This is a genomic window from Flavobacterium araucananum, from assembly GCF_002222055.1.
In the GTDB taxonomy this organism is placed as follows: Bacteria; Bacteroidota; Bacteroidia; order Flavobacteriales; family Flavobacteriaceae; genus Flavobacterium; species Flavobacterium araucananum.
The window spans coordinates 1-19,205 of the sequence record NZ_MUGS01000003.1 but is presented as its reverse complement, the minus strand read 5'-3'; the positions used below and the strand labels follow the sequence as shown (position 1 = coordinate 19,205).

Here is a 19,205-nt window from a genome sequence, read left to right as displayed (position 1 = left end):
AACAACTTTTAGAAGTTGAAAGTTGTTTTGTTTTGATTTTAAAAATGATTAAAAATAATCTTTTAAATGAAATAATTATGAAACGTACAAGGTCTTATCTTGCCCTGAAATTGTTGTTTAGTACCGTCTTTTTTCTCTTAAATTTTGGACTATTTGCTCAGGAAGAATCAAAAGCAGGAGGCAGTGCTCAGGAACTTGCAGACAAATTGGCAAACCCCGTAGCCAGTCTTATAAGTGTGCCTTTGCAAAACAATCTTAGTTATGGTATTGGTCCTTATAATGGCTCAAAATATACCATAAACATACAACCTGTAATTCCGTTTAAGTTAAGTGATAATCTAAACTTAATTACACGTTACATTCTTCCCGTTGTAGACCAACGAGATATTACAGGCGAAAATACGCATCAGTTTGGTCTGAGCGATGCAACCGTAACGGCTTTTTTTGCACCCAAAACCAAAGGAATTATTTTTGGATTTGGGCCTGCCCTTTTAATTCCAACCGCTACAGATAAATTTTTAGGAACAGAAAAATTTGGAGTAGGACCCAGTGTTTTGGTAATGCATCAGGGCAAAGGACTTTCGGTTGGTTTCTTGGCCAACCAAATCTGGTCTGTAGCCGGAAACGAAGACCGATCTGATTTTAATAGTTTTTATACCCAGATCTTTATTTCGCATAGTTATAAAAGCGGCGCCAGTCTAGGAGTTAATGCTGAAATTACCCAAAACTGGGAAGCAAATACAACGATGATTTCTTTAAATCCATCGATAGGAGCCGTTACAAAATTAGGCGATCAGGTCGTTCAGTTTGCTGTTATGCCTTTAATACCAATTGTAGGCCCACACGAGAGTAGACCCGATTGGGGATTAAGAGCCGTAATAGCATTTGTGTTTCCGGGGTCATAAAATTACTTCTAAGTTTCACTCATTATCAAAAAACAAGACATGAAATCAAAAATTTTATCAATTGCAATAATGAGTTGTTTGGTGTCATGCACCAATTCAACAACAAAAAATGAAACAATAGCCGTTACAGATACTACAAAGACAACAGTATTTAAACCTGTAAATTTTGAAGAACAATTAATTTACAATAGAGCAATTCAAGCTGTTATTTGGGGAATGCCTGCTGTAAATTCAGAATTAATGCATGAAAGTCTTATAAAAGTAAGAGGAGATTATAACCAGATTATTTATTGGTCTAAATTGATTAGCTCGAAAAATCAGACTTTGACGCCTAATCCGGATGTTATTTATATTAATCCTTTTTATGATACAAGACAAGGTCCGGTTGTTTTAGAAATTCCGCAAGTCGAAGGTAGTTCTTCGCTTACTGGTAGTTTAGATGATAGTTGGCAAACCGCTATAGAAGATATTGGTCCTGCAGGCTTAGATAAAGGAAAAGGGGGTAGATACCTTATTTTGCCACCGAATTATAAAGAAGCAATTCCGATAGGTTACATTCCAATGCCATCATCTACTTATACAGGTTATGCAATCCTTCGTTCAAATCTAACGGACGGAAGTCTAAATGATCTTAAAAGAGCAGTTGATTACGGAAAGAAAGTAAAAATTTATCCACTTTCTAAGGCTGATAATCCACCGGCAACAACCTTTGTTGATTTAATTGATGTTCCGTTTGGGAATATAATTCCGTACGATTTTCACTTTTTTGAAGTTTTGAATCAGTTTATTCAAAGAGAACCATGGTTAACAAGAGATTTGATTATGATCGATCAGTTAAAATCTATTGGAATTGAAAAAGGAAAAACTTTTCAGGCTGATACCCGAAGAAAAGAAATTCTTAATGCAGCAATCAAAGATGCGCACAGTTGGATTGATAAAAAATATGAAAGGATTTTTGCACAGCCTTTTTATGAAGGCACGCACTGGTCATTGCCTGCATTTCCTGATTTTGCCAAATCAATTATGGCAAACTATGAGATACCTAATATGTATCCTGTTGATGAAAGAGCGGTAAGTTATTCAATTGCTTATTTCAGTGCAAAACATATAGGAGCGGGGCAGTATTATTTAATGAGTCCAAGAGATAAGGAAAATCAGCCGCTGGAAGGTTCAAAATTATACAAACTGCATTTGCCTCCCAAAGTTCCCGTAAAATTATATTGGTCTGTAACAGCCTACGATCGTGAAACGCATGCTTTAATTTTAGGGACTAAATATTTTAGCCGAGCTTCTACATCGCCCGGACTTAAAAAAAACAGTGATGGTTCGGTAGATATCTACTTTGGCGCCAAAGCTCCTGCGGGTAAAGAATCGAATTGGGTTCCGACAAATTCAAAAAGAAAATTTGAATTACTGGCTCGTTTCTACGGTCCTGAAAAAGGATTTTTTGATAAAACATGGAAAATGGGAGATGTTGAGGAAGTAAAGTAAAGTTTAACCCTTTTGCAAAAAATAAAAATTATGAAAAAGAAATCACTATTTATTATATCTTTTGTCTTATTGATATTAAATGCTGGATGTGAAAAAAAGACAATAGAAAATGTTGAATCAGTATCAGTTTCGAAATCAGGAACTGAAGTAAAACTCGATGGAGAACTGCCTTCTAAAGAATCTATTCCGGCATTGTTTGACGAAATGGATTTTCAACAAGCAACTCAAACTTATTTATGGGGATTACCAATTGTGGCTTTCGCCGAATGGCAACAACAACATTACAAAAATTTTAAAGCAACAAGCAATGATCTTGTACTTTACAATTCATATAATGATCGATTAGGAATACTTACAGCAAATGCTACAACTCCTTATATCATGACATTTATAGATCTTGTTGCAAACGGACCAACAGTCATCGAAATGCCATCCGGACATACTGCAGGAGGATTAGCAGATTTTTGGCAACGAGAACAAGCTGTAATTGGAGAAATGGGCCCCGATAAAGGAAAAGGAGGTAAATATATTTTAGTACCTCCAACAATGAAAGACTTTAAACCAGCAGGATATTTTATAGTTCCTTGTAATACGGTAAATATGTTTTTTGGTTTTAGAGCTTTAGATCCTGATCCAAAAGTTACAGAAACATTAGTAAAACAAGTAAAAATTTATCCTTATGATAAACGCGCTAATCCTACACCTACAAACATAGTTAGACCACCAGCGGGGAAAAAATGGTTAGGAATTCAGCCTTCCGGGATTGCTTATTGGGAACGCCTTCATGCTATTTTACAAAATGAACCTGTACAAGATCGTGATCGCTTTTTTATGGCTTGGCTTAGAAACTTGGGAATAGAAAAAGGAAAACCTTTTGCTCCAAATGAACGTCAAAAGAAAATTTTGATTGCAGCTGCTACAAAAGGACAACAAATGGCAATGGCAAATTCTTTTAATAAACGTTTTAAGGATGTAAAACACTGGCCAGATAAAAAATGGGATTATGTAATGATTATAAAAGATCCGTCTCAGCATGCCGATAATTATGATGAATTTTTTGAGAGAACGTCTTATTTCTACGAAGCCGTTACGTACTCAAAAGCCATGATTACCAAGATACCAAATGTAGGTCAGGCTTATTTAGGTTCTTATTTTGATAATAACGGAAATTGGTTAGACGGAGCTAAAAATTATACACTAAATGTTCCGGCAAATCCTCCGGCAGTTAATTTCTGGTCAATTACGATTTATGATTCGACAACACGTTGTTTGATAGATAATCCGCAACAAAATGCCGATTTATCTTCCCGTAAGGATCTTATAAAAAATGCTGATGGATCTGTTGACTTGTATTTTGGACCAAAAGCGCCTGCCGGAAAAGAGAAAAACTGGGTACAAACTTTACCCGGAAAACATTGGTTTACTTATATGCGTTTTTACGGACCAACAGAAGCTTATTTTGATAAAAGCTGGAAAATGGATGATATTAAAGAATTGAAATAAAAGCTATTCCAGAGTTCATTTAAATAATTAATCTGATTGATCCCATGAAGAATATTTATAAAACCCTGTTTATTTTAATTGTATTGACTCTTTGTTGTAGCGAAAAAATAAATGCTCAAAAAATGGCTCAAAATGTTGCGGCCTGGGTAGGATATGAAATGTATTTGCCTTTTAAAGAAGACGGAAGATGGGGGTTGTTATTAGAAGGATATTCAAAAGGAAATGATTTTGTATCAGAACTTCAGGGATCTTTTTATAGAGCAGGAGCCAATTATTATCTTAAAAACGGAAATCGGCTAGGAGCAGGTATTGCTTATCAATGGGATTTGCCTTATGATGAGATTTCATTACCCTACAATAATCCTGATTACAGAATTTATGAACAATTTATTTGGCGTATTGTCAAAAAAGAAGGAAACGAAGTTTGGTCACAACGTTTTAGAATGGAGCAACGCTGGTTGGGTAGAAAAGATTACCCCTATAGCGCAGGCAATCATTTTGATTATTACAAATTCGAAAACACATTTAGATACCAAATTCGATATCAATTATGGTTTAAAGAAAGATGGGCAGCTGTTTTTTATGATGAAGTTCATATAAGAACCAATGCGGCCAGTGGAAACGAAAATTATTTCGATCAAAACAGATTGTATGCAGGAACTGCTTATAGTCTTGATAAACGTCGAGAAATACGATTGGAATTAGGGTATATGAATCAGATTTTCTGGAAATCACCGGATACAGAAAGTGGTTTTAGCAGAATGAATCATACGTTCCGGATTACCCTTACGACAGATTTGCCTTTTAAAAGAAAATAAAATTAAAAGAGATGACTGACGAATTCAAAGAAATGAGCGAAAACAGATTTGATCCGGCAGTATCAAAGACACAGCGCTTTGATGAGGGAGTTGCGATTAGAAAAGTTACGCCACGCTCTGTTCATCAGGAGTGGAACCCTGCGGAAGATCGGAAAGATCCGGTAGAAATTTTAATAGAGACAAGTATTGGAAGAATAGAAAATTTGCTTCCTATTCGATACAGTCGAATGATGGAGTCGCCATTTGCATTTTTTAGAGGAGCTGCTGCAATTATGGCTGCCGATTTAGCCCAAACACCAAATACAGGAATTGATCTTCAGCTTTGTGGCGATTGTCACTTAATGAATTTTGGCGGATTTGCTACTCCGGAACGTAAGTTGGTTTTTGATATTAATGATTTTGATGAAACATTTCCCGGACCTTGGGAGTGGGATTTAAAAAGACTTGCCGCAAGTTTTGTAATTGCGGGAAGATGGAGAAAATTTTCAAACAAAACCTGCAAAGAATTTGCCTGGAATGTTGCCGATAGTTACAAAAGACACATGCTGGAATACAGTAAACTATCTGCACTTCAAATTTGGTATGCTCATATTGATCTCGCAGAACTTATAGAAAAAGGGGGAGACGAAGAGATAAAATCATTTCAGAAAAAACGAATTAAGAAAGCAGCTGAATATACGGCACACGAAAAAGAATTTGCAAAGATGACGTATCAGGAGGGATCACAGGCTAGAATAAAAGATGATCCGCCATTGATATTTCATCCAACAGGAGAAGAGGGAAAACGAATTTTGCTTGAAGCCGAAACCATACACAAGCGCTATCTAAAAACATTGTCTGATGAAAAAAAAGTATTGTTAAGCAGGTACAGTTTGCATGATCTGGCGATCAAGGTGGTAGGCGTAGGAAGTGTCGGAACCCTTTGCGGAATTAGTTTATTAATGTCGGCTACGGGAGAACCTATTTTTTTACAGTTTAAAGAAGCAAGAAAAAGCGTGCTTGAAGCAAATGTAAAAGCCAAAGGCAAATACTCACATCAGGGCGAGCGAATTGTGCGGGGGCAGAGGTTAATGCAATCTGCTTCGGATATGTTTTTAGGATGGACAAATGACGACAACGATAAGTTTTTTTATATCCGTCAGCTTCGGGATGCCAAAGTAAAACCGGTTCTTGAAATTATGAAATCCAAAAACATTAATGATTATGCTAAAGCTTGCGGATGGGCACTTGCCAGAGCACATGCGCGTACAGGAGATCCCTCAGTATTATCGGGCTATATGGGAAAAAGTAATGAGTTTGCCAATGCAATCTCGAAATTCTCTATTGCGTATGCCAATCAAAACGATTCAGATTATGATAAAATGCTAGAAGCGATAAAAGAGGGAAGATTGCCAATTTCTACAGAAATCTGACCTTTTATTAATTAATAAAAATAGAATTTATGAGTAAAAAGTTTTTGTTTTTGATGGGCTTTGTGATGTTAGCAATCACAGCAAACAATGTTTCCGGAACAGTTTTCTACTATCGAGGGTCAGGATAGTTATGTTGTTGTGCAAGAAAAACAAACATTAAAACGCTTACAGTAGATTTTTTTTTAATCCTAAAGAATGTGCTCTGAGTAAATAAGTAAGAATTTTTGTATTTGTACATGTCAATTAAATAAAATAATTTATCTTTGAATATATACTAAGGTATTGAATGATAGTTATTTGTGTAAAAACAGGCAATTATTTAATACGATTTCCGCCATATTCAGGATTTAAGCACGATTTTAAGAATTTCCAGTAAACAAATTTTAATCATTAATTTAAATACCACAAAATGAATATTAAAAGAAAGAATCTTCGTATAATCCCAATTTTATTTTTGGGTTTAGTTTACAGCTGCTCTCCAACTGTAAAAGTTACCACTGATTATGATCATTCGGCTAATTTTAGCGAATATAAAACTTTTGCCTTTTATGATTTAAAAGCACAGGAAGGCCAGATAAATCAATTAAATGTTGACCGCATTACAAAGGCAATTCGTGCAGAACTTATTAGTAAAGGTTTTACAGAAACCACTACAAATCCGGATTTAAAAGTAAACGCAGTAACCATATTAAAAAATAAAACATCAGTATCTGCAAACACCGACTTTTATGGTTATGGCGGAATGTACCGTCCGTATGGATATTGGGGCGGCGGCGCAATGATGGGAAATGCCAATACAACATTTAATACTTACGATTATGTTGATGGTTCTCTGGTAATTGATATTGTATCTTCGAAAACTCAAAAACTGGTTTGGCAAGGAATCGGTAATGCTCAAATCGATAGTAAGCCAGACAATCCCGAAGAATTTGTTTCGAACTCAATCAAAAAAATTCTCGCAGGTTTTCCTCCCGGATTGGTAAAAAAATAGCTTAAAATAATTGTTGTAAAGCAGCTGTACTTATCTCCTGGCAGATAAGTACAGTGCTATAGCAATTATAGAGAAACTTTCTTTTTTAAATTTATTTTAAAAGGAAAAGGAATAAACTAAATAAATTAAGCTTAAAGCTCATGATCGATATAATACTTTCGCTTTTCTTTTTTATAGCTACAATAGTTGGTTTTGCGACATCCTTTATGGTTCTTTTTTCGAGAAAAAATTACTCAAAAAGTTTTTTTCTGGGACTCTTTTTGTTTAGTCTGGCAGTAGTAAGTGTATACAATTTTTACTTATCAGCAAATGGGTTCAAAGATTTTCCGGATTTATTTATGATCACAAAATCATTCATTTTTCTAGTTGCGCCCTCTGCTTTTTTATATGTACGAAGTATTTTATTTTCTAATCGAATATTTAGAAAGTACGACTGGCTGCATTTTTTACCCTTTATGATCTATTTTAGCTTAACGCTTTTTGTATGGATTGGAAATTATATGGATCTTCAGTTGATTCATTACATCTCTGCCAAAACAAGTAGCCCTTTTTCGATGCTAAGTTTAACCGTTTGGCTCTTGTATGCTTTTTGCCAAACTATGATGATTTTGAATTATGATTTGAAAAAATTCAAAGAAAATCATTTTAATAAAATGAAGGTTTTAAGCTGGATCAGAGTTTATAACTTGATGATATTGTTTTTGTTCTCAACACTTTTTGTGCATTATTTTTTAATTACGCAAGTACAAAGAGTTGATTTTTCCTGCTACATATTAATATCATCTGTTTTGATTTTTACAGTAAGCTGGCTTTATTTTAAACCTCAAATTTTTTACGATATAAATGAAACTTCTGAGTTTATCGAAAAAAGATTAGAAATCGTAACCACAAACGAAAGTAAAACGACTTTGCCACTGGTTAAAGAATTAACGCTGGAAAAAAGATTACTATACCTCAATAAATTAGACAGCATTTTTGAATCGAAAGAGCTCTTCTTGAAAAAAGATTTAGTAATACGCGATATCGCTGATGAAAGCGGAATATCAGTACATCACATTTCAAACTTAATCAATTCAGAATTTAATCTTCATTTTCAGGATTACGTAAACTTAAAAAGGATAGAATATTTTAAAGAAAAAATAAACGATCCTGAATGGAAAGATTTATCACTCGAAGGTATGGCGTGGGGATCTGGGTTTAAATCCAGAACAACCTGTTTTAGGGCTTTTATAAAACATACCGGAAAATCACCATCTGAATATTTTAAAGTAATTAGAATTAGTCCGGAGAAAACCAGTGCTTATTATTTTAAGCAAGCTTCAAACTAAACAAAGAATAGTTTGTAAAATGAAGGGATGGTATCTCATTAATTTTTAAAAAAGTAACTATGAAAACGAAATTTAATATAAAAAGACAAACCATAAAATTAGTTTACAGCATATTACTTCTGTTCGTTTGTTTTTCTAGTCAGGCACAGCTAAAAGGAGGTCATATTCTTGGTGCTATGGGATTGCAATCAGGAACTCAGACACCTGAAAAAACCTTGAGTGTATACGTGCCGGGTTATTTTTATACGGCTTCTTCCTTGCGGAATGCCAATGGCGACAAGTCGATTGCAAATCCTGATTTAACAATGACAATCACAGGAGCAGGAGCATCTTATGTAAGTGATTTTAAGATTTTAGGCGCTACTTACGGAGCAAGTATTTTATTGGCTTTTGCAGCAAATACCATTCAGGGAAATAATGTAAATGCCAAAAATTCTCTCGCATTTACAGATATGTATGTGCAACCTTTGCAATTAGGATGGCATCAAAAGAGAGCCGATTTTATTTTTAGTTATCAAGTGTATTTGCCCACAGGACGATTTACTGCCGGAGCTTCTGATAATAGCGGTTTAGGAATGTTTATGAACGAGTTTTCAGCCGGAACAACTGTATTTTTTAATGATAAAAAGACCTTTCATTTCTCGGCTTTAGCCTCTTATGAAATAAACGGAAAAAAGAAAGATACAGATATTAAAACGGGAGACATTTTAAGTATTGAAGGCGGTTTAGGAAAAACGTTTTATGTTTTGAATGCTGAAAAAACAGCCCCAAAATCAATAATTAATGCCGGATTAATTTATTACCTGCAATATAAAATGACAAGTGATAAAATTACGTTACCGGTTATTGGAGTTCTCGAAGGAGATAAAGATCATGTTGGCGGATTGGGAGCTGAAATCAATTATTTTCATATAGGTTGCAGTACTTCTGCCGGACTACGCTGGATTGCTGAGGTTAATGCCGTAAATAGATTTCAGGGCAACACCTTTTTTATAACACTGGCGCATGTTTTTAGTTTAAAAAAAGAATAATTCTAAGGACAGTTTCAGGATTGTTTTTGGTTGTAGTTGATGGTTTTTTAAGGACGCGATAAATTCTAAATTATTTTAAATGAGAAATAAATATTCAGATTCGGCTATGAAAAACATAAAACACTTTAGGGAATTAGTTCTTTTAAATACTTTGGTTCTTTTATCATTTACCACAATGATGGGGCAGAAACCACATATAACGGTAAAAGATTCTCTGGATGGCGCATTCGATTTAAGCGATTATATTATTTATGCTCATGGTTTTATTGTCGTTCCCACAGTTATCACCGAGCCTGCTTTAGGGGGGATTGGAGGTGCAATTGTACCGGTTTTTCTTAAAAAACATGCTCCGGTAATTGACGAAAACGGCAAAAAAAGATTCATTAACCCGGATATAACGGGAGGAATTGGAATGTATACCGGGAATAAAAGCTGGATGGTTGGCGGATTTCGTTCCGGAAGTTTAATAAAATCAAGGATTTTATACCGCGTAATGGGAGGTTATGGCGACATGAATCTTTCCTTTTACGAAAATTTGCCTAATGGAAATGACAAAGAATTCAAGCTTAATTTTAAATCATACGCCTTTTATACCCAATGGCTCAGACAATTTAGAAATCCAAAATGGAGCGCCGGACCACAGTATCTTTTTCTAAATTCTGATATTAATCTTCCAACAGAAAATCTCCCTTCTTTTGCAACACCCAAAGATATAAAGAGTACCGTAAGTCAATTGGGAGGAGCGATTCAGTTTGATGGTCGGGATAATATTTTTACTCCTGATAAAGGGATACGGTTGCAATCTGATTTCTTCTGGTCAGATAACGCAATAGGAAGTGATTATGATTCCTGGCGTCTAAATTTATCTGCGATTGGATATTATCCGGTAACAAAAAAATTAATAGGCGGACTTAGGATTGAGGGAGAACAATCTTTTGGGAAACCTCCGTTTTATCTTCTGCCCGGAATAAACTTAAGAGGAGTTCCTGCAGGAAGATATCAGGGAAAAACAAGTTTGATTTTCGAAACTGAATTTAGATGGGATTTGTACAGAAGATGGAGTCTTATGGGATATGGTGGTGTAGCAAGTGCTTTTAACGAATGGGATAAGGCTTTTGCCAAACCGGTTGTATACAGTTACGGATCGGGTTTTAGATATTTATTGGCCAGAAAGTTTAAACTCAGGATGGGTGTAGATGTTGCAAAAGGCCCTGAAGACTGGGCATATTATATAGTTTTTGGGAGCAATTGGCTGAGATAAAACTTCGATAAGAAAGAATGAAACAGGGCCACGAATTTCACCAATTAGCACAAATTCAATTCGTGTTAATTGGTGAAATTTGTGGCAAAAAAACTTTTCGTCCTGCAATAATCTTACAGAACTTTGTTCTTGATTATTTTTTCCAATAAGGCTTAATAATTTGATTGTTTTTATGGCTTAATGCCAATAAAAAAACCGTTCCCAGTATACAAAAAACAATTGCCTGTATCGATCCTTCGGGACCAAATGCACCACCGGTAATAAATTCTGGACCTTGTATTTTGGCCTCTACAAGGCTATTTGTTTTTTCGTTTCCAGAAGTTATTGCTCCATAAATACCGGACTGTGTAAAATTCCAGGCAAAATGTAAAGCAATAGGCATCCATAAATTACGACTATAAATAAAAGCAGCTCCCATTAAAAAACCCGCAGCAGTAATGCATATTGCCGATATCAAAGTGCCGTTAGGATTTAGCAGATGAAAAACGCTAAATAAAACCGAAGAAATAGTTAAAGAAATATACGTGCCCAGTTTTTCTTCCAGAATTCTAAATATAATGCCACGTACCAGAACTTCTTCGATAATAGCTACCGTAAACATAATGGCAAATGGAATCAGGATGAATGAAATGGGATTGATATGCAGAACACTATAACTGCCATTAAGATAGATTACTAAAATTGTCAGCGATTGCAATATAAAACCAATCATAGTGCCAATAAAAAGATTTTTTGCAAGTCCTTTTGCAGCAAATTCAGTCACGGCTCTTTTATCATATTTTTTAAAGAAAAGAATATAACTCAAAACGCATGATGCCGAGACAAAAAGACCTTTGAGAAGGTTTCTGTAATTTTTATCAAGAGGTGTTAATACTAGTAGTTTTGAAGCAATTTGCTGCCCTATAATAACAACTGCCATAAAGGTAAGCAGGGCAAGAATGATTTTTGTAACAGGGTAATTGAAGATTTTTTGTTTTGCAGTAAGAGTTTCCATTTAGATTTGGTTTAATGATTTATGATGCAGCAAAAGTAGAAGACATCAAAACCAAAAAATAGAACGAAATTTGCCTGCTTTATAATTTTTGAAATTGTTTGGGTAAAAATCCGGTCTGATTTTTAAAGGTTCTTATAAAGTGACTTTGATCTGCAAAACCACACTGAAAACCAATTTCAGTTAGATTACTTTGGTTGGATTCTATCAGCAAAAGCGAACGATTGATCTTCATACGGCGCATGTATTCGCCTAAAGTGCAACCAAAATATTTAGGAAAATGTTTTGAGATCGTAATGGGGTTTAAATTTAAAACCTGAGCAAGATCCTGTAAGTTTGGATTTTCGTTCCAGCAATCATTTAGTAATTCGTTTAGACTTTTTACCCAAAACGGACTTTTTTCGAATCGCTCCAAGTGAGTATTGGCATTCGATAATTGTGCAAACAACATATTAATGGTATCGCCGGAAAAAGTATCGGCAACCATAGATTCTTTAAAAATCTTTAGAATCAAAAATTTGGTAAGCATTGTATTCTGAACAGATTTTTCGATGATACTTTCAGAAATTTGAAGTTCTTTTAATAAATTTTCTTCTATTTCGATATTAATATTTTTAGACGGAAAAAGAGTGTCCTGATTCAAATGCAATTCGTCGCTATGGTAAAAAAGTAGCGAACCCGGACCCACAATCGTACTTGAGTTTTTTCTTTTTTCGGCAGTTCCGCCTTTTAGAAAAAGAGTAATGTGAGCATTATTGTGCGAATGCCATCCTTCGTAAACCTTGTTTTTATACTCCGTTTCGACAACCGCAATTCCTTGCTTATTGTTAAAAATGTTTTTGGCATTACCCAGATATTTCTCTTTTTGGAGTTCGTACATTTTTTAAGATTATGAATGCATTTACAACAGCCAAATTAATACATTTCTTTCAGTATCGCTACAGGCATTATAAATAAGTCAAAGAGATATTTTTTTAACTAAAAAAAGAGCTACATTTTTCAGGTATAGAAAATAATTGTATCCCATAGATTAAGCATAAAAAGCGTCTTTGTTTTTTATTATCAAATAGTTAATGATTTTGCGTATTTTGTAAGGTTTTATAGCTTAATAAAAACATTTTGTAAATATTAACGCTTAAAGGTTAGTTTATTTATGTAAAATTTAATTGTTTTGTAACATAAAGTAAATTACAACTACTAATTTATTAAATCATTAAATATAAATTATGAATACATTTTCATTCAAATCAGTACTTGCCGCTTCGGTTTTTTTTGTTGGAGCAACAAGCTGTTTTGCACAAGACATTTTAGTGAATTCACTAAAACTAAATGCAAGCGAAAAAAGTAAAGAAGCCTTTAAATTTACAGATGTAATTAATCTGGGAACAACATCGGTAAAATTACAAGGTTCTTCAGGAACATGTTGGAGTTATTCTACGAACTCTTTCTTAGAGTCAGAAATGATTCGTTTAGGAAAACAACCGGTAGAATTGTCTCAGATTTTTTCGGCAAGAAATGTATATGTAGAAAAAGGAGTTAATTATGTACGCATGCACGGAGCAGTTACTTTAGGCGACGGTGGAGCATTGCACGATGTAATTAATATGTATAAAAAATACGGAACTGTGCCCAGAGAAGTTTACACAGGACTGAACTACGGAACAGACAAAAATAAATTTGGAGAAATGGCAGCGCTTATCGAAGGAGTTCTGACTGCTGTGGTTAAAAATCCAAACGGAGAATTAACACCAAACTGGCAAAAAGCGTATGCTGCCGTTATCGATTCTTATTTAGGAACCGTGCCGGAAAACTTTACCTACAAAGGAAAAAACTACACGCCACAAACTTTTGCCAAAGAAGTAGTAGGGATTAATCCTGATGAGTATATAGAAATGTCATCGTTTACAACGTCTCCATATTATCAAAAAACAACCATGATGGTGCCGGACAACTGGTCATTTGATCAGGTTTATAATGTAAAAGTAAATGATATGACAGATGTTATTGACAATGCTTTGAAAAAAGGATATACTGTAGCGTGGGCAACAGATGTAAGTGAGAAAAGCTTTAGCTGGAAAAATGGTGTAGCTTATGTGCCAACAAAAAAATACGATGATATGACTGCCGAAGAAAAAGCAGACATGTTTAACGGACCAAAAGCAGAACCTGAAATTACGCCTGAAATGCGTCAGACAGCGTTTGATAACTATACTACAACAGACGATCACGGAATGCACATTATTGGTCTTGCAAAAGATCAAACCGGAAAAGAATATTACATCGTAAAAAATTCATGGGGAGCAACAAACGATTACAAAGGTTATTTGTTTGTAACTAAAAACTTCGTGAAATATAAAACAACAGCACTTTTAGTAAACAAAGGAGGAATCCCAACAGAGATTGCTAAGAAATTAGGAGTTTAAGAGTTCAGTATTTTATACTATCAAAAAAGCGCTGCAAGCAATTGCAGCGCTTTTTTTTTGACTTTTTTGTGCGTTTTAAGTTCCATTTGCCAATAATGTACACGTTCTAAATCAGGTATAACTACTCGTTTTAATGGTTTTTAGTATTCCTAATTTCGTCTTGTTTAAGCAATTAAAGGCGTTTTCCGAAAAGCCTTAACAGAGTAGGATAATCAAATAAACAATAAAACCATGTCAACACAACAAGTTATTACCGTACCCATAACAGATCAACAACATTTGTTATTTTTATTTATTCCCTTAAAAAAAGGTTCTGTAGAATTGGCAAAGAGTACTGCCGAAAAAGTAAGGCAAGCTGCCGTACCACTTACAGCTCCTGGTGGAGATCTTCGCAAAACAACCGGAGTACATTATTTTACTATTTATGGGCAGGAAGACGGAAAACCTACAGCAGGAATACCGGTACCGGGGTTTCAATCCTATCCTGGAAAAGATGTATTAGTAGTGATGTCTATCTATGACGGACAGTTTGATGCTTATATAAGTGCATTTTTCAAAATTCCTGAAATTGTAGAAGGGCTAAAATTTTTACTCAGTATAATGGATGAAACAGGAATTCCGGGTGTAGATCCAGACGGACAAACATCAGCAAAATTTATATTAGAGAAAGGACTTGAAAAAAATGCACTTGCATTTTATTGCCTATTAATGCGCTACAATTTTGGAGATCCGGTTTTATGTGCCGGTGACAAAAACGGAAAATATGTTTTTGGTACAAATTTCCCAGGACTTACAGTAGCAAAAATTATTGATAAATTTCCAGATGCAGCTACAATATGGCCACCAGTTGCAGGTCAGGTTAGTTATGCTTTTCCAAAGGCTCAAAAACCAAATTGCAAATAGTTTGGCATCTTACCCCCATTTAAATTAATTAAGACAAACTATGAGCAATTCTAATCAGGTTGACATGAATGATATACAAGGATTGATATTGCGGGGATATAATTTTCCGTATATCAGGTATATCATTTTAAAGATAGAAGACATAACCGGAGCACAAAAATTCTGTGCAGATCTTGCTTCAGGAACCGGTTCGGGAGGTATGTGCATTACTAGTGCAGAGCCTTGGGAAAACATGGTAAAACCTGATTATTGCCTTAACATAGGTTTTACATATTCAGGTTTAAAGCAACTAATAGGCGAGGAACAATGTACAGATGTAGGTAAAAATTCAAGTATGGAAATATTTGGGTCATTTTCTGAGGGAGCTGTTCTCGATGCAAATAATATAGGCGATACTGACGAAAGTGCCCCAATTAACTGGTGGAAAAACGGAGGCTGGATCTCAGATACACCGCCAACTACTACAGGTAATGAACTTCATATTCAGTTAACGCTTTTTACACTGACTCCGGAAAACCGAGAAAAATATTATGAAACATTGCTGGGCATGATTTCAAAAACAGGCTCAGGATTATCAGTAGCTCCGGTATATTTTCAGGATTCAGATCCTATCACAGTTGATGGCAATTCAGACTATGTGCATTTTGGTTATCGTGATAGTTTGTCTCAGCCCCGCATTGATGATATTTTATGGAATAAGCCCAAAATGCGAAAATTAATGGGCATTAGCAGTATCGACGACAGGCCGGTAGTACCTTTGAATCGCTTTGTGATAAATAACGATGCTGACGATTATTTTGCTCATCCATTATTGGTCAATGGTACATTTGCCGCCTTTAGATTATTGTATCAGGATGAAGCTAAGTTTAATGCATTTATTCATTCGGATACCGAAACTTCGCCGGAGCTAATGGCTGCAAAAATGTGCGGACGTTGGCGCGATGGCACGCCTCTTGTCGTATCTCCTGATAAAGAAGATAAAAGTCTGGGAGAGCCAAGTACTAAAAATTTTAATTTTACAAATTTCGATTATTTAGCACCCAGCCCAAACCAGCAAGGGGATCAGAGCAGCGATGAGTTGGGTTTAAAATGTCCGTATGCAGCGCATATTCGAAGAGCAAACCCGCGAGACGACACCAATGTTACCGATAACGATGATAATGCTCAAACACATAGAATTTTAAGGCGTGCATCGCCTTATGGACCTGTTTATAATGCGGGCGAAAAAAGCGGCATACAAAGAGGGTTAGTTGGACTGTTTATTGGTGCTGTTCTTGATTTTCAATTTCGTTTTGTTACCATGCAATGGTTAGAAAAGGGTGGTTTTATAACCCCGGATGCCTCACCAAATTATAGTGGTGTTGATCCGCTTTTTGGCCCGCAGGTTTCAGACACTACTCCGGGCGATGCCATTTTTGCGTATAATAAAAATGGTACCTATCAGGAAATCCCTAATCTTACCCGTTTTATTCGTACCGACGGGAGTTTGTATTTGTTTTTACCATCTATTACAGGTTTAAAACAAATTGCTCAAGGAATAATCCCGCCATCTCTTAGTGTAAATTAGGGGTTTAATTTTATTTCAGATTTAAAATAAATAGAAAAAGCGCTGCAAGTAATTGAGGCGCTTTTTTTATCCTTAATTTTTGCTTTTAGAATATAGACCTTTGTATTTAACTAGTTTTTTTGTAGTTTTTAATTAAAGCAATTATTTATATAAAATGTATATTTGATCTTTAAATTAATTAATACTTTTCTCTCAAAACGATATGTCAAAAAATAAAAAAATAAATGTAAAAGGTATTGATATTGTTTTGTATGAAGACAATAAAGAAGATTTTATATCGCTAACAGATATTGCAAAACATAGAGATAATGAACGCAGTGACTATATTTTACAAAACTGGATGAGGAACAGGAGCACTATTGAATTTATTGGTTTATGGGAAAAATTTAATAATCCTGATTTTAATTCCATCGAATTCGATGGAATTAAAAATATGGCAGGTTCTAACAGTTTTTCACTAACTCCGAAAAGATGGATTGAATCCACTAATGCTATTGGAATTATTTCGAAAACGGGTAGATATGGGGGAACGTTTGCTCATAAAGATATTGCTTTTGAATTTGCTACGTGGTTGAGCGCAGAATTCAAGTTTTATTTAATAAAAGAATTTCAGCGTTTAAAGGAGGAAGAGAATAGTACTAAAAAATTAGATTGGAATCTGCAAAGAACCATTTCTAAAATTAATTATAGAATACACACGGATGCAATAAAAGAAAATCTAATTCCGATAAGTCTAAAAACAAATCAAAGAAATTTTATTTACGCAGATGAAGCAGATATATTGAACGTTGCTTTGTTTGGTAAAACAGCAAAACAATGGCGTATTGAAAATCCTAACGAAAAAGGAAATATTAGAGATATAGCATCTATTGAGCAGCTAGTTGTGCTGTCTAATCTTGAAAGTATAAATGCTATGCTAATACAACAAGATATAGAACAAAACGAGCGGTTATTAAAATTGAATGAAATCGCTATAAGTCAAATGAAATCGCTAATTAATACTACAGTATTAAAGAATATTACATCGTGAAAAATTCTTATGGAGAAACAAAAGACTACAAAGGATTCTTGTTTGTAATCAAAAATTTCGCGAAATAGAAAACGAATGTCTTAATGATAAACAAAGATGGAGTTCCTATTGAAATTGCTAAAAAGTTAGGAGTTTAAAAATTTAAGGTTTTTATAAAATAGAGAAAGTACTGCAATTTTTGAATTGAGGAGTTTTTTTTCTTAGCATGATAAAAACTATTTACCTTTTAAGTTTGTTTCATTAAAATATAAGAAATATAAAGAAGTAATATTTCTTATGTTAACAAAGAATATATGTAAGATCAAAAATAAATCTATAGTTTTTAAAATTTTTAAGGTTTTGATTTCGCAAATTTTATCCCAAGAAATTAAATAACCAATAGTATTTACAATTATAGTTATTAAACATATTAAAACCGAATAGCTTATTAAAATATAGAGTTTTCTGAAAAAGCTAACTTCTAAGCCATCAATTATTATATCTGTTTTCTTTTCTTTTAATTCTTGAACAGTTTCGTTATTGGTTGAAGTCAAAATGGTTATTGCTGTCATGTTAAAACCAGCTAATATTCCTAATACTGTCGTTGCATTAACGATAAAATTCTTATCAAAGTTTAAAAAGTTAAAAATCAAAAATATGCCCAAAACTAATGATAGTGCAAATGGGAAAACAACGTCAAAATAGATATTCTTTTTTAAAGTGAATAAATAATCACTTATAAGAATTAAATAACTTTTATAAATCATATGTTTTTGTTGTTTATAATAATTTCAACAGTTCTCTCTTCATACTTTCTCCAACCAATGATCCGGTTGCTATTTCAATATCAATTGTTACAAAGGTACTTTTTTGAATTTTATCCAAATAAAATTGATTGATATTTCCATTATTATCTTTTCCTTCGATCCAAATCTTGTCAATTTTGGTATTGTAAACTAATTTTTGTCTTACATCAGTTAGTAAATCTCGGATATCCTGTCCTTTTTGTGCTCTAACATCTATTACTAACTCTTCTCTTGCTTGCAATGTTCTATTAGCTAAATTCAATCCGTCTTCTCCTAGTATTGATTTATCAATAAATATTTTTGTTTTCGTAACACGATCTAATCTGTCGATCATCATGTCTTCACTAGAAATAACAGCGCCTTCAACTATTTTAAATTCTTTTGCAATATTTATTGAATTTAGATATGTCAATATATATTTGTCTAAATAATTTTTAAGGTGTAAAGATTTAATTCCGCGCCCTGCATTTTGGATAATTAAATCAATGTTGCCATTTGTTTTAAATCCAAGTAAAAAATAGTTTTCTTGTTCTTCACCTTCTTCAATTCTTTTAGGATTTTCTCTTCTAGAATTATTTCGACTATCTTTTAAATTCCTTCTACTTCCAAAATTTCCTGTACTCATCATTCCAAAGTAAACATTGGGATGATTTTCAATTTGTCTTAAGTTTACTTTTTCAATTTTATCTAATGAAGTAAACTTATTTTGTGAAATATTGAATATTTTTTCTTCGTCTTGTAGTTGTGTAAACCAATTGGTAAAAGC

17 protein-coding genes are annotated in these 19,205 nt (G+C 34.0%); 13 read left to right on the top strand and 4 right to left on the bottom strand.

Annotated features, from left to right (window positions below):
- Positions 1 to 77 precede the first annotated feature (77 nt).
- The 9 genes from B0A64_RS02465 to B0A64_RS02425 all read left to right on the top strand — a co-directional run bounded on the left by B0A64_RS02465 (position 78) and on the right by B0A64_RS02425 (position 10,740).
- Positions 78 to 905: a hypothetical protein gene (locus B0A64_RS02465; RefSeq protein ID WP_089477999.1), complete on the top strand. Its 828-nt coding sequence runs from the start codon at positions 78 to 80 to the stop codon at positions 903 to 905.
- A gap of 39 nt (positions 906 to 944) precedes the next feature.
- Positions 945 to 2,396: a DUF1254 domain-containing protein gene (locus B0A64_RS02460; protein WP_089477963.1), complete on the top strand. Its 1,452-nt coding sequence runs from the start codon at positions 945 to 947 to the stop codon at positions 2,394 to 2,396.
- Between the two features lie 30 nt (positions 2,397 to 2,426).
- Positions 2,427 to 3,899: a DUF1254 domain-containing protein gene (locus B0A64_RS02455; protein WP_089477962.1), complete on the top strand. Its 1,473-nt coding sequence runs from the start codon at positions 2,427 to 2,429 to the stop codon at positions 3,897 to 3,899.
- Positions 3,900 to 3,943: 44 nt separating this feature from the next.
- Positions 3,944 to 4,717, top strand: a complete 774-nt coding sequence (locus B0A64_RS02450; RefSeq protein WP_109746149.1) for a DUF2490 domain-containing protein — start codon at positions 3,944 to 3,946, stop codon at positions 4,715 to 4,717.
- Positions 4,718 to 4,728: 11 nt separating this feature from the next.
- Entirely contained in the window at positions 4,729 to 6,129 is a 1,401-nt protein-coding gene (locus B0A64_RS02445) for a DUF2252 domain-containing protein (protein ID WP_089477961.1), read from the top strand.
- A 409-nt stretch (positions 6,130 to 6,538) separates the two neighbouring features.
- Complete coding sequence (locus B0A64_RS02440; protein ID WP_089477960.1) at positions 6,539 to 7,120, top strand: DUF4136 domain-containing protein; 582 nt, start codon at positions 6,539 to 6,541, stop codon at positions 7,118 to 7,120.
- A gap of 140 nt (positions 7,121 to 7,260) precedes the next feature.
- Positions 7,261 to 8,448: a helix-turn-helix domain-containing protein gene (locus B0A64_RS02435; RefSeq protein ID WP_089477959.1), complete on the top strand. Its 1,188-nt coding sequence runs from the start codon at positions 7,261 to 7,263 to the stop codon at positions 8,446 to 8,448.
- A 59-nt stretch (positions 8,449 to 8,507) separates the two neighbouring features.
- On the top strand, positions 8,508 to 9,479 hold the full coding sequence (locus tag B0A64_RS02430) for a SphA family protein (protein ID WP_089477958.1): 972 nt from the start codon (positions 8,508 to 8,510) through the stop codon (positions 9,477 to 9,479).
- 79 nt (positions 9,480 to 9,558) lie between these two features.
- Positions 9,559 to 10,740 (top strand): BamA/TamA family outer membrane protein, encoded by a 1,182-nt coding sequence (locus B0A64_RS02425; RefSeq protein ID WP_089477957.1) that lies wholly within the window; start codon positions 9,559 to 9,561, stop codon positions 10,738 to 10,740.
- Between the two features lie 133 nt (positions 10,741 to 10,873).
- Here the strand turns inward: B0A64_RS02425 and B0A64_RS02420 are convergent, their stop codons facing one another.
- Positions 10,874 to 11,734, bottom strand: a complete 861-nt coding sequence (locus B0A64_RS02420) for a CPBP family intramembrane glutamic endopeptidase (protein WP_089477956.1) — start codon at positions 11,732 to 11,734, stop codon at positions 10,874 to 10,876.
- Between the two features lie 79 nt (positions 11,735 to 11,813).
- Positions 11,814 to 12,611 (bottom strand): AraC family transcriptional regulator, encoded by a 798-nt coding sequence (locus tag B0A64_RS02415; RefSeq protein ID WP_089477955.1) that lies wholly within the window; start codon positions 12,609 to 12,611, stop codon positions 11,814 to 11,816.
- A 346-nt stretch (positions 12,612 to 12,957) separates the two neighbouring features.
- Here B0A64_RS02415 and B0A64_RS02410 point away from each other — a divergent pair, with 346 nt between their 5' ends.
- From B0A64_RS02410 to B0A64_RS02395, 4 genes are all read left to right on the top strand, one after another.
- Positions 12,958 to 14,154 (top strand): C1 family peptidase, encoded by a 1,197-nt coding sequence (locus B0A64_RS02410; RefSeq protein ID WP_089477954.1) that lies wholly within the window; start codon positions 12,958 to 12,960, stop codon positions 14,152 to 14,154.
- A gap of 231 nt (positions 14,155 to 14,385) precedes the next feature.
- Positions 14,386 to 15,057, top strand: coding sequence for a hypothetical protein (locus B0A64_RS02405; RefSeq protein WP_089477953.1), 672 nt, complete (start codon positions 14,386 to 14,388; stop codon positions 15,055 to 15,057).
- A 40-nt stretch (positions 15,058 to 15,097) separates the two neighbouring features.
- Positions 15,098 to 16,624: a Dyp-type peroxidase gene (locus B0A64_RS02400; protein WP_089477952.1), complete on the top strand. Its 1,527-nt coding sequence runs from the start codon at positions 15,098 to 15,100 to the stop codon at positions 16,622 to 16,624.
- A gap of 202 nt (positions 16,625 to 16,826) precedes the next feature.
- Positions 16,827 to 17,654: a KilA-N domain-containing protein gene (locus B0A64_RS02395; RefSeq protein WP_089477951.1), complete on the top strand. Its 828-nt coding sequence runs from the start codon at positions 16,827 to 16,829 to the stop codon at positions 17,652 to 17,654.
- Between the two features lie 215 nt (positions 17,655 to 17,869).
- Here B0A64_RS02395 and B0A64_RS02390 read toward each other — a convergent pair whose 3' ends face one another.
- Both B0A64_RS02390 and B0A64_RS25050 read right to left on the bottom strand, forming a co-directional pair.
- On the bottom strand, positions 17,870 to 18,400 hold the full coding sequence (locus B0A64_RS02390) for a hypothetical protein (protein ID WP_089477950.1): 531 nt from the start codon (positions 18,398 to 18,400) through the stop codon (positions 17,870 to 17,872).
- A gap of 13 nt (positions 18,401 to 18,413) precedes the next feature.
- Positions 18,414 to 19,205, bottom strand: a 792-nt coding sequence (locus B0A64_RS25050) for a hypothetical protein (RefSeq protein WP_089477949.1), incomplete at its 5' end; no start/stop codon positions are given.

What these genes read in the sequence shown, in the direction of transcription:
- B0A64_RS02460 (WP_089477963.1), top strand. Translation starts at nt 945, where the DNA reads ATGAAATCAAAAATTTTATCAATTGCAATAATGAGTTGTTTGGTGTCA.
- B0A64_RS02450 (WP_109746149.1), top strand. Translation starts at nt 3,944, where the DNA reads ATGAAGAATATTTATAAAACCCTGTTTATTTTAATTGTATTGACTCTT.
- B0A64_RS02400 (WP_089477952.1), top strand. Translation starts at nt 15,098, where the DNA reads ATGAGCAATTCTAATCAGGTTGACATGAATGATATACAAGGATTGATA.
- B0A64_RS02395 (WP_089477951.1), top strand. Translation starts at nt 16,827, where the DNA reads ATGTCAAAAAATAAAAAAATAAATGTAAAAGGTATTGATATTGTTTTG.
- B0A64_RS02440 (WP_089477960.1), top strand. Translation starts at nt 6,539, where the DNA reads ATGAATATTAAAAGAAAGAATCTTCGTATAATCCCAATTTTATTTTTG.
- B0A64_RS02420 (WP_089477956.1), bottom strand. Translation starts at nt 11,734, where the DNA reads ATGGAAACTCTTACTGCAAAACAAAAAATCTTCAATTACCCTGTTACA.
- B0A64_RS02405 (WP_089477953.1), top strand. Translation starts at nt 14,386, where the DNA reads ATGTCAACACAACAAGTTATTACCGTACCCATAACAGATCAACAACAT.
- B0A64_RS02425 (WP_089477957.1), top strand. Translation starts at nt 9,559, where the DNA reads ATGAGAAATAAATATTCAGATTCGGCTATGAAAAACATAAAACACTTT.
- B0A64_RS02390 (WP_089477950.1), bottom strand. Translation starts at nt 18,400, where the DNA reads ATGATTTATAAAAGTTATTTAATTCTTATAAGTGATTATTTATTCACT.
- B0A64_RS02445 (WP_089477961.1), top strand. Translation starts at nt 4,729, where the DNA reads ATGACTGACGAATTCAAAGAAATGAGCGAAAACAGATTTGATCCGGCA.
- B0A64_RS02410 (WP_089477954.1), top strand. Translation starts at nt 12,958, where the DNA reads ATGAATACATTTTCATTCAAATCAGTACTTGCCGCTTCGGTTTTTTTT.
- B0A64_RS02415 (WP_089477955.1), bottom strand. Translation starts at nt 12,611, where the DNA reads ATGTACGAACTCCAAAAAGAGAAATATCTGGGTAATGCCAAAAACATT.
- B0A64_RS02435 (WP_089477959.1), top strand. Translation starts at nt 7,261, where the DNA reads ATGATCGATATAATACTTTCGCTTTTCTTTTTTATAGCTACAATAGTT.
- B0A64_RS02430 (WP_089477958.1), top strand. Translation starts at nt 8,508, where the DNA reads ATGAAAACGAAATTTAATATAAAAAGACAAACCATAAAATTAGTTTAC.
- B0A64_RS02465 (WP_089477999.1), top strand. Translation starts at nt 78, where the DNA reads ATGAAACGTACAAGGTCTTATCTTGCCCTGAAATTGTTGTTTAGTACC.
- B0A64_RS02455 (WP_089477962.1), top strand. Translation starts at nt 2,427, where the DNA reads ATGAAAAAGAAATCACTATTTATTATATCTTTTGTCTTATTGATATTA.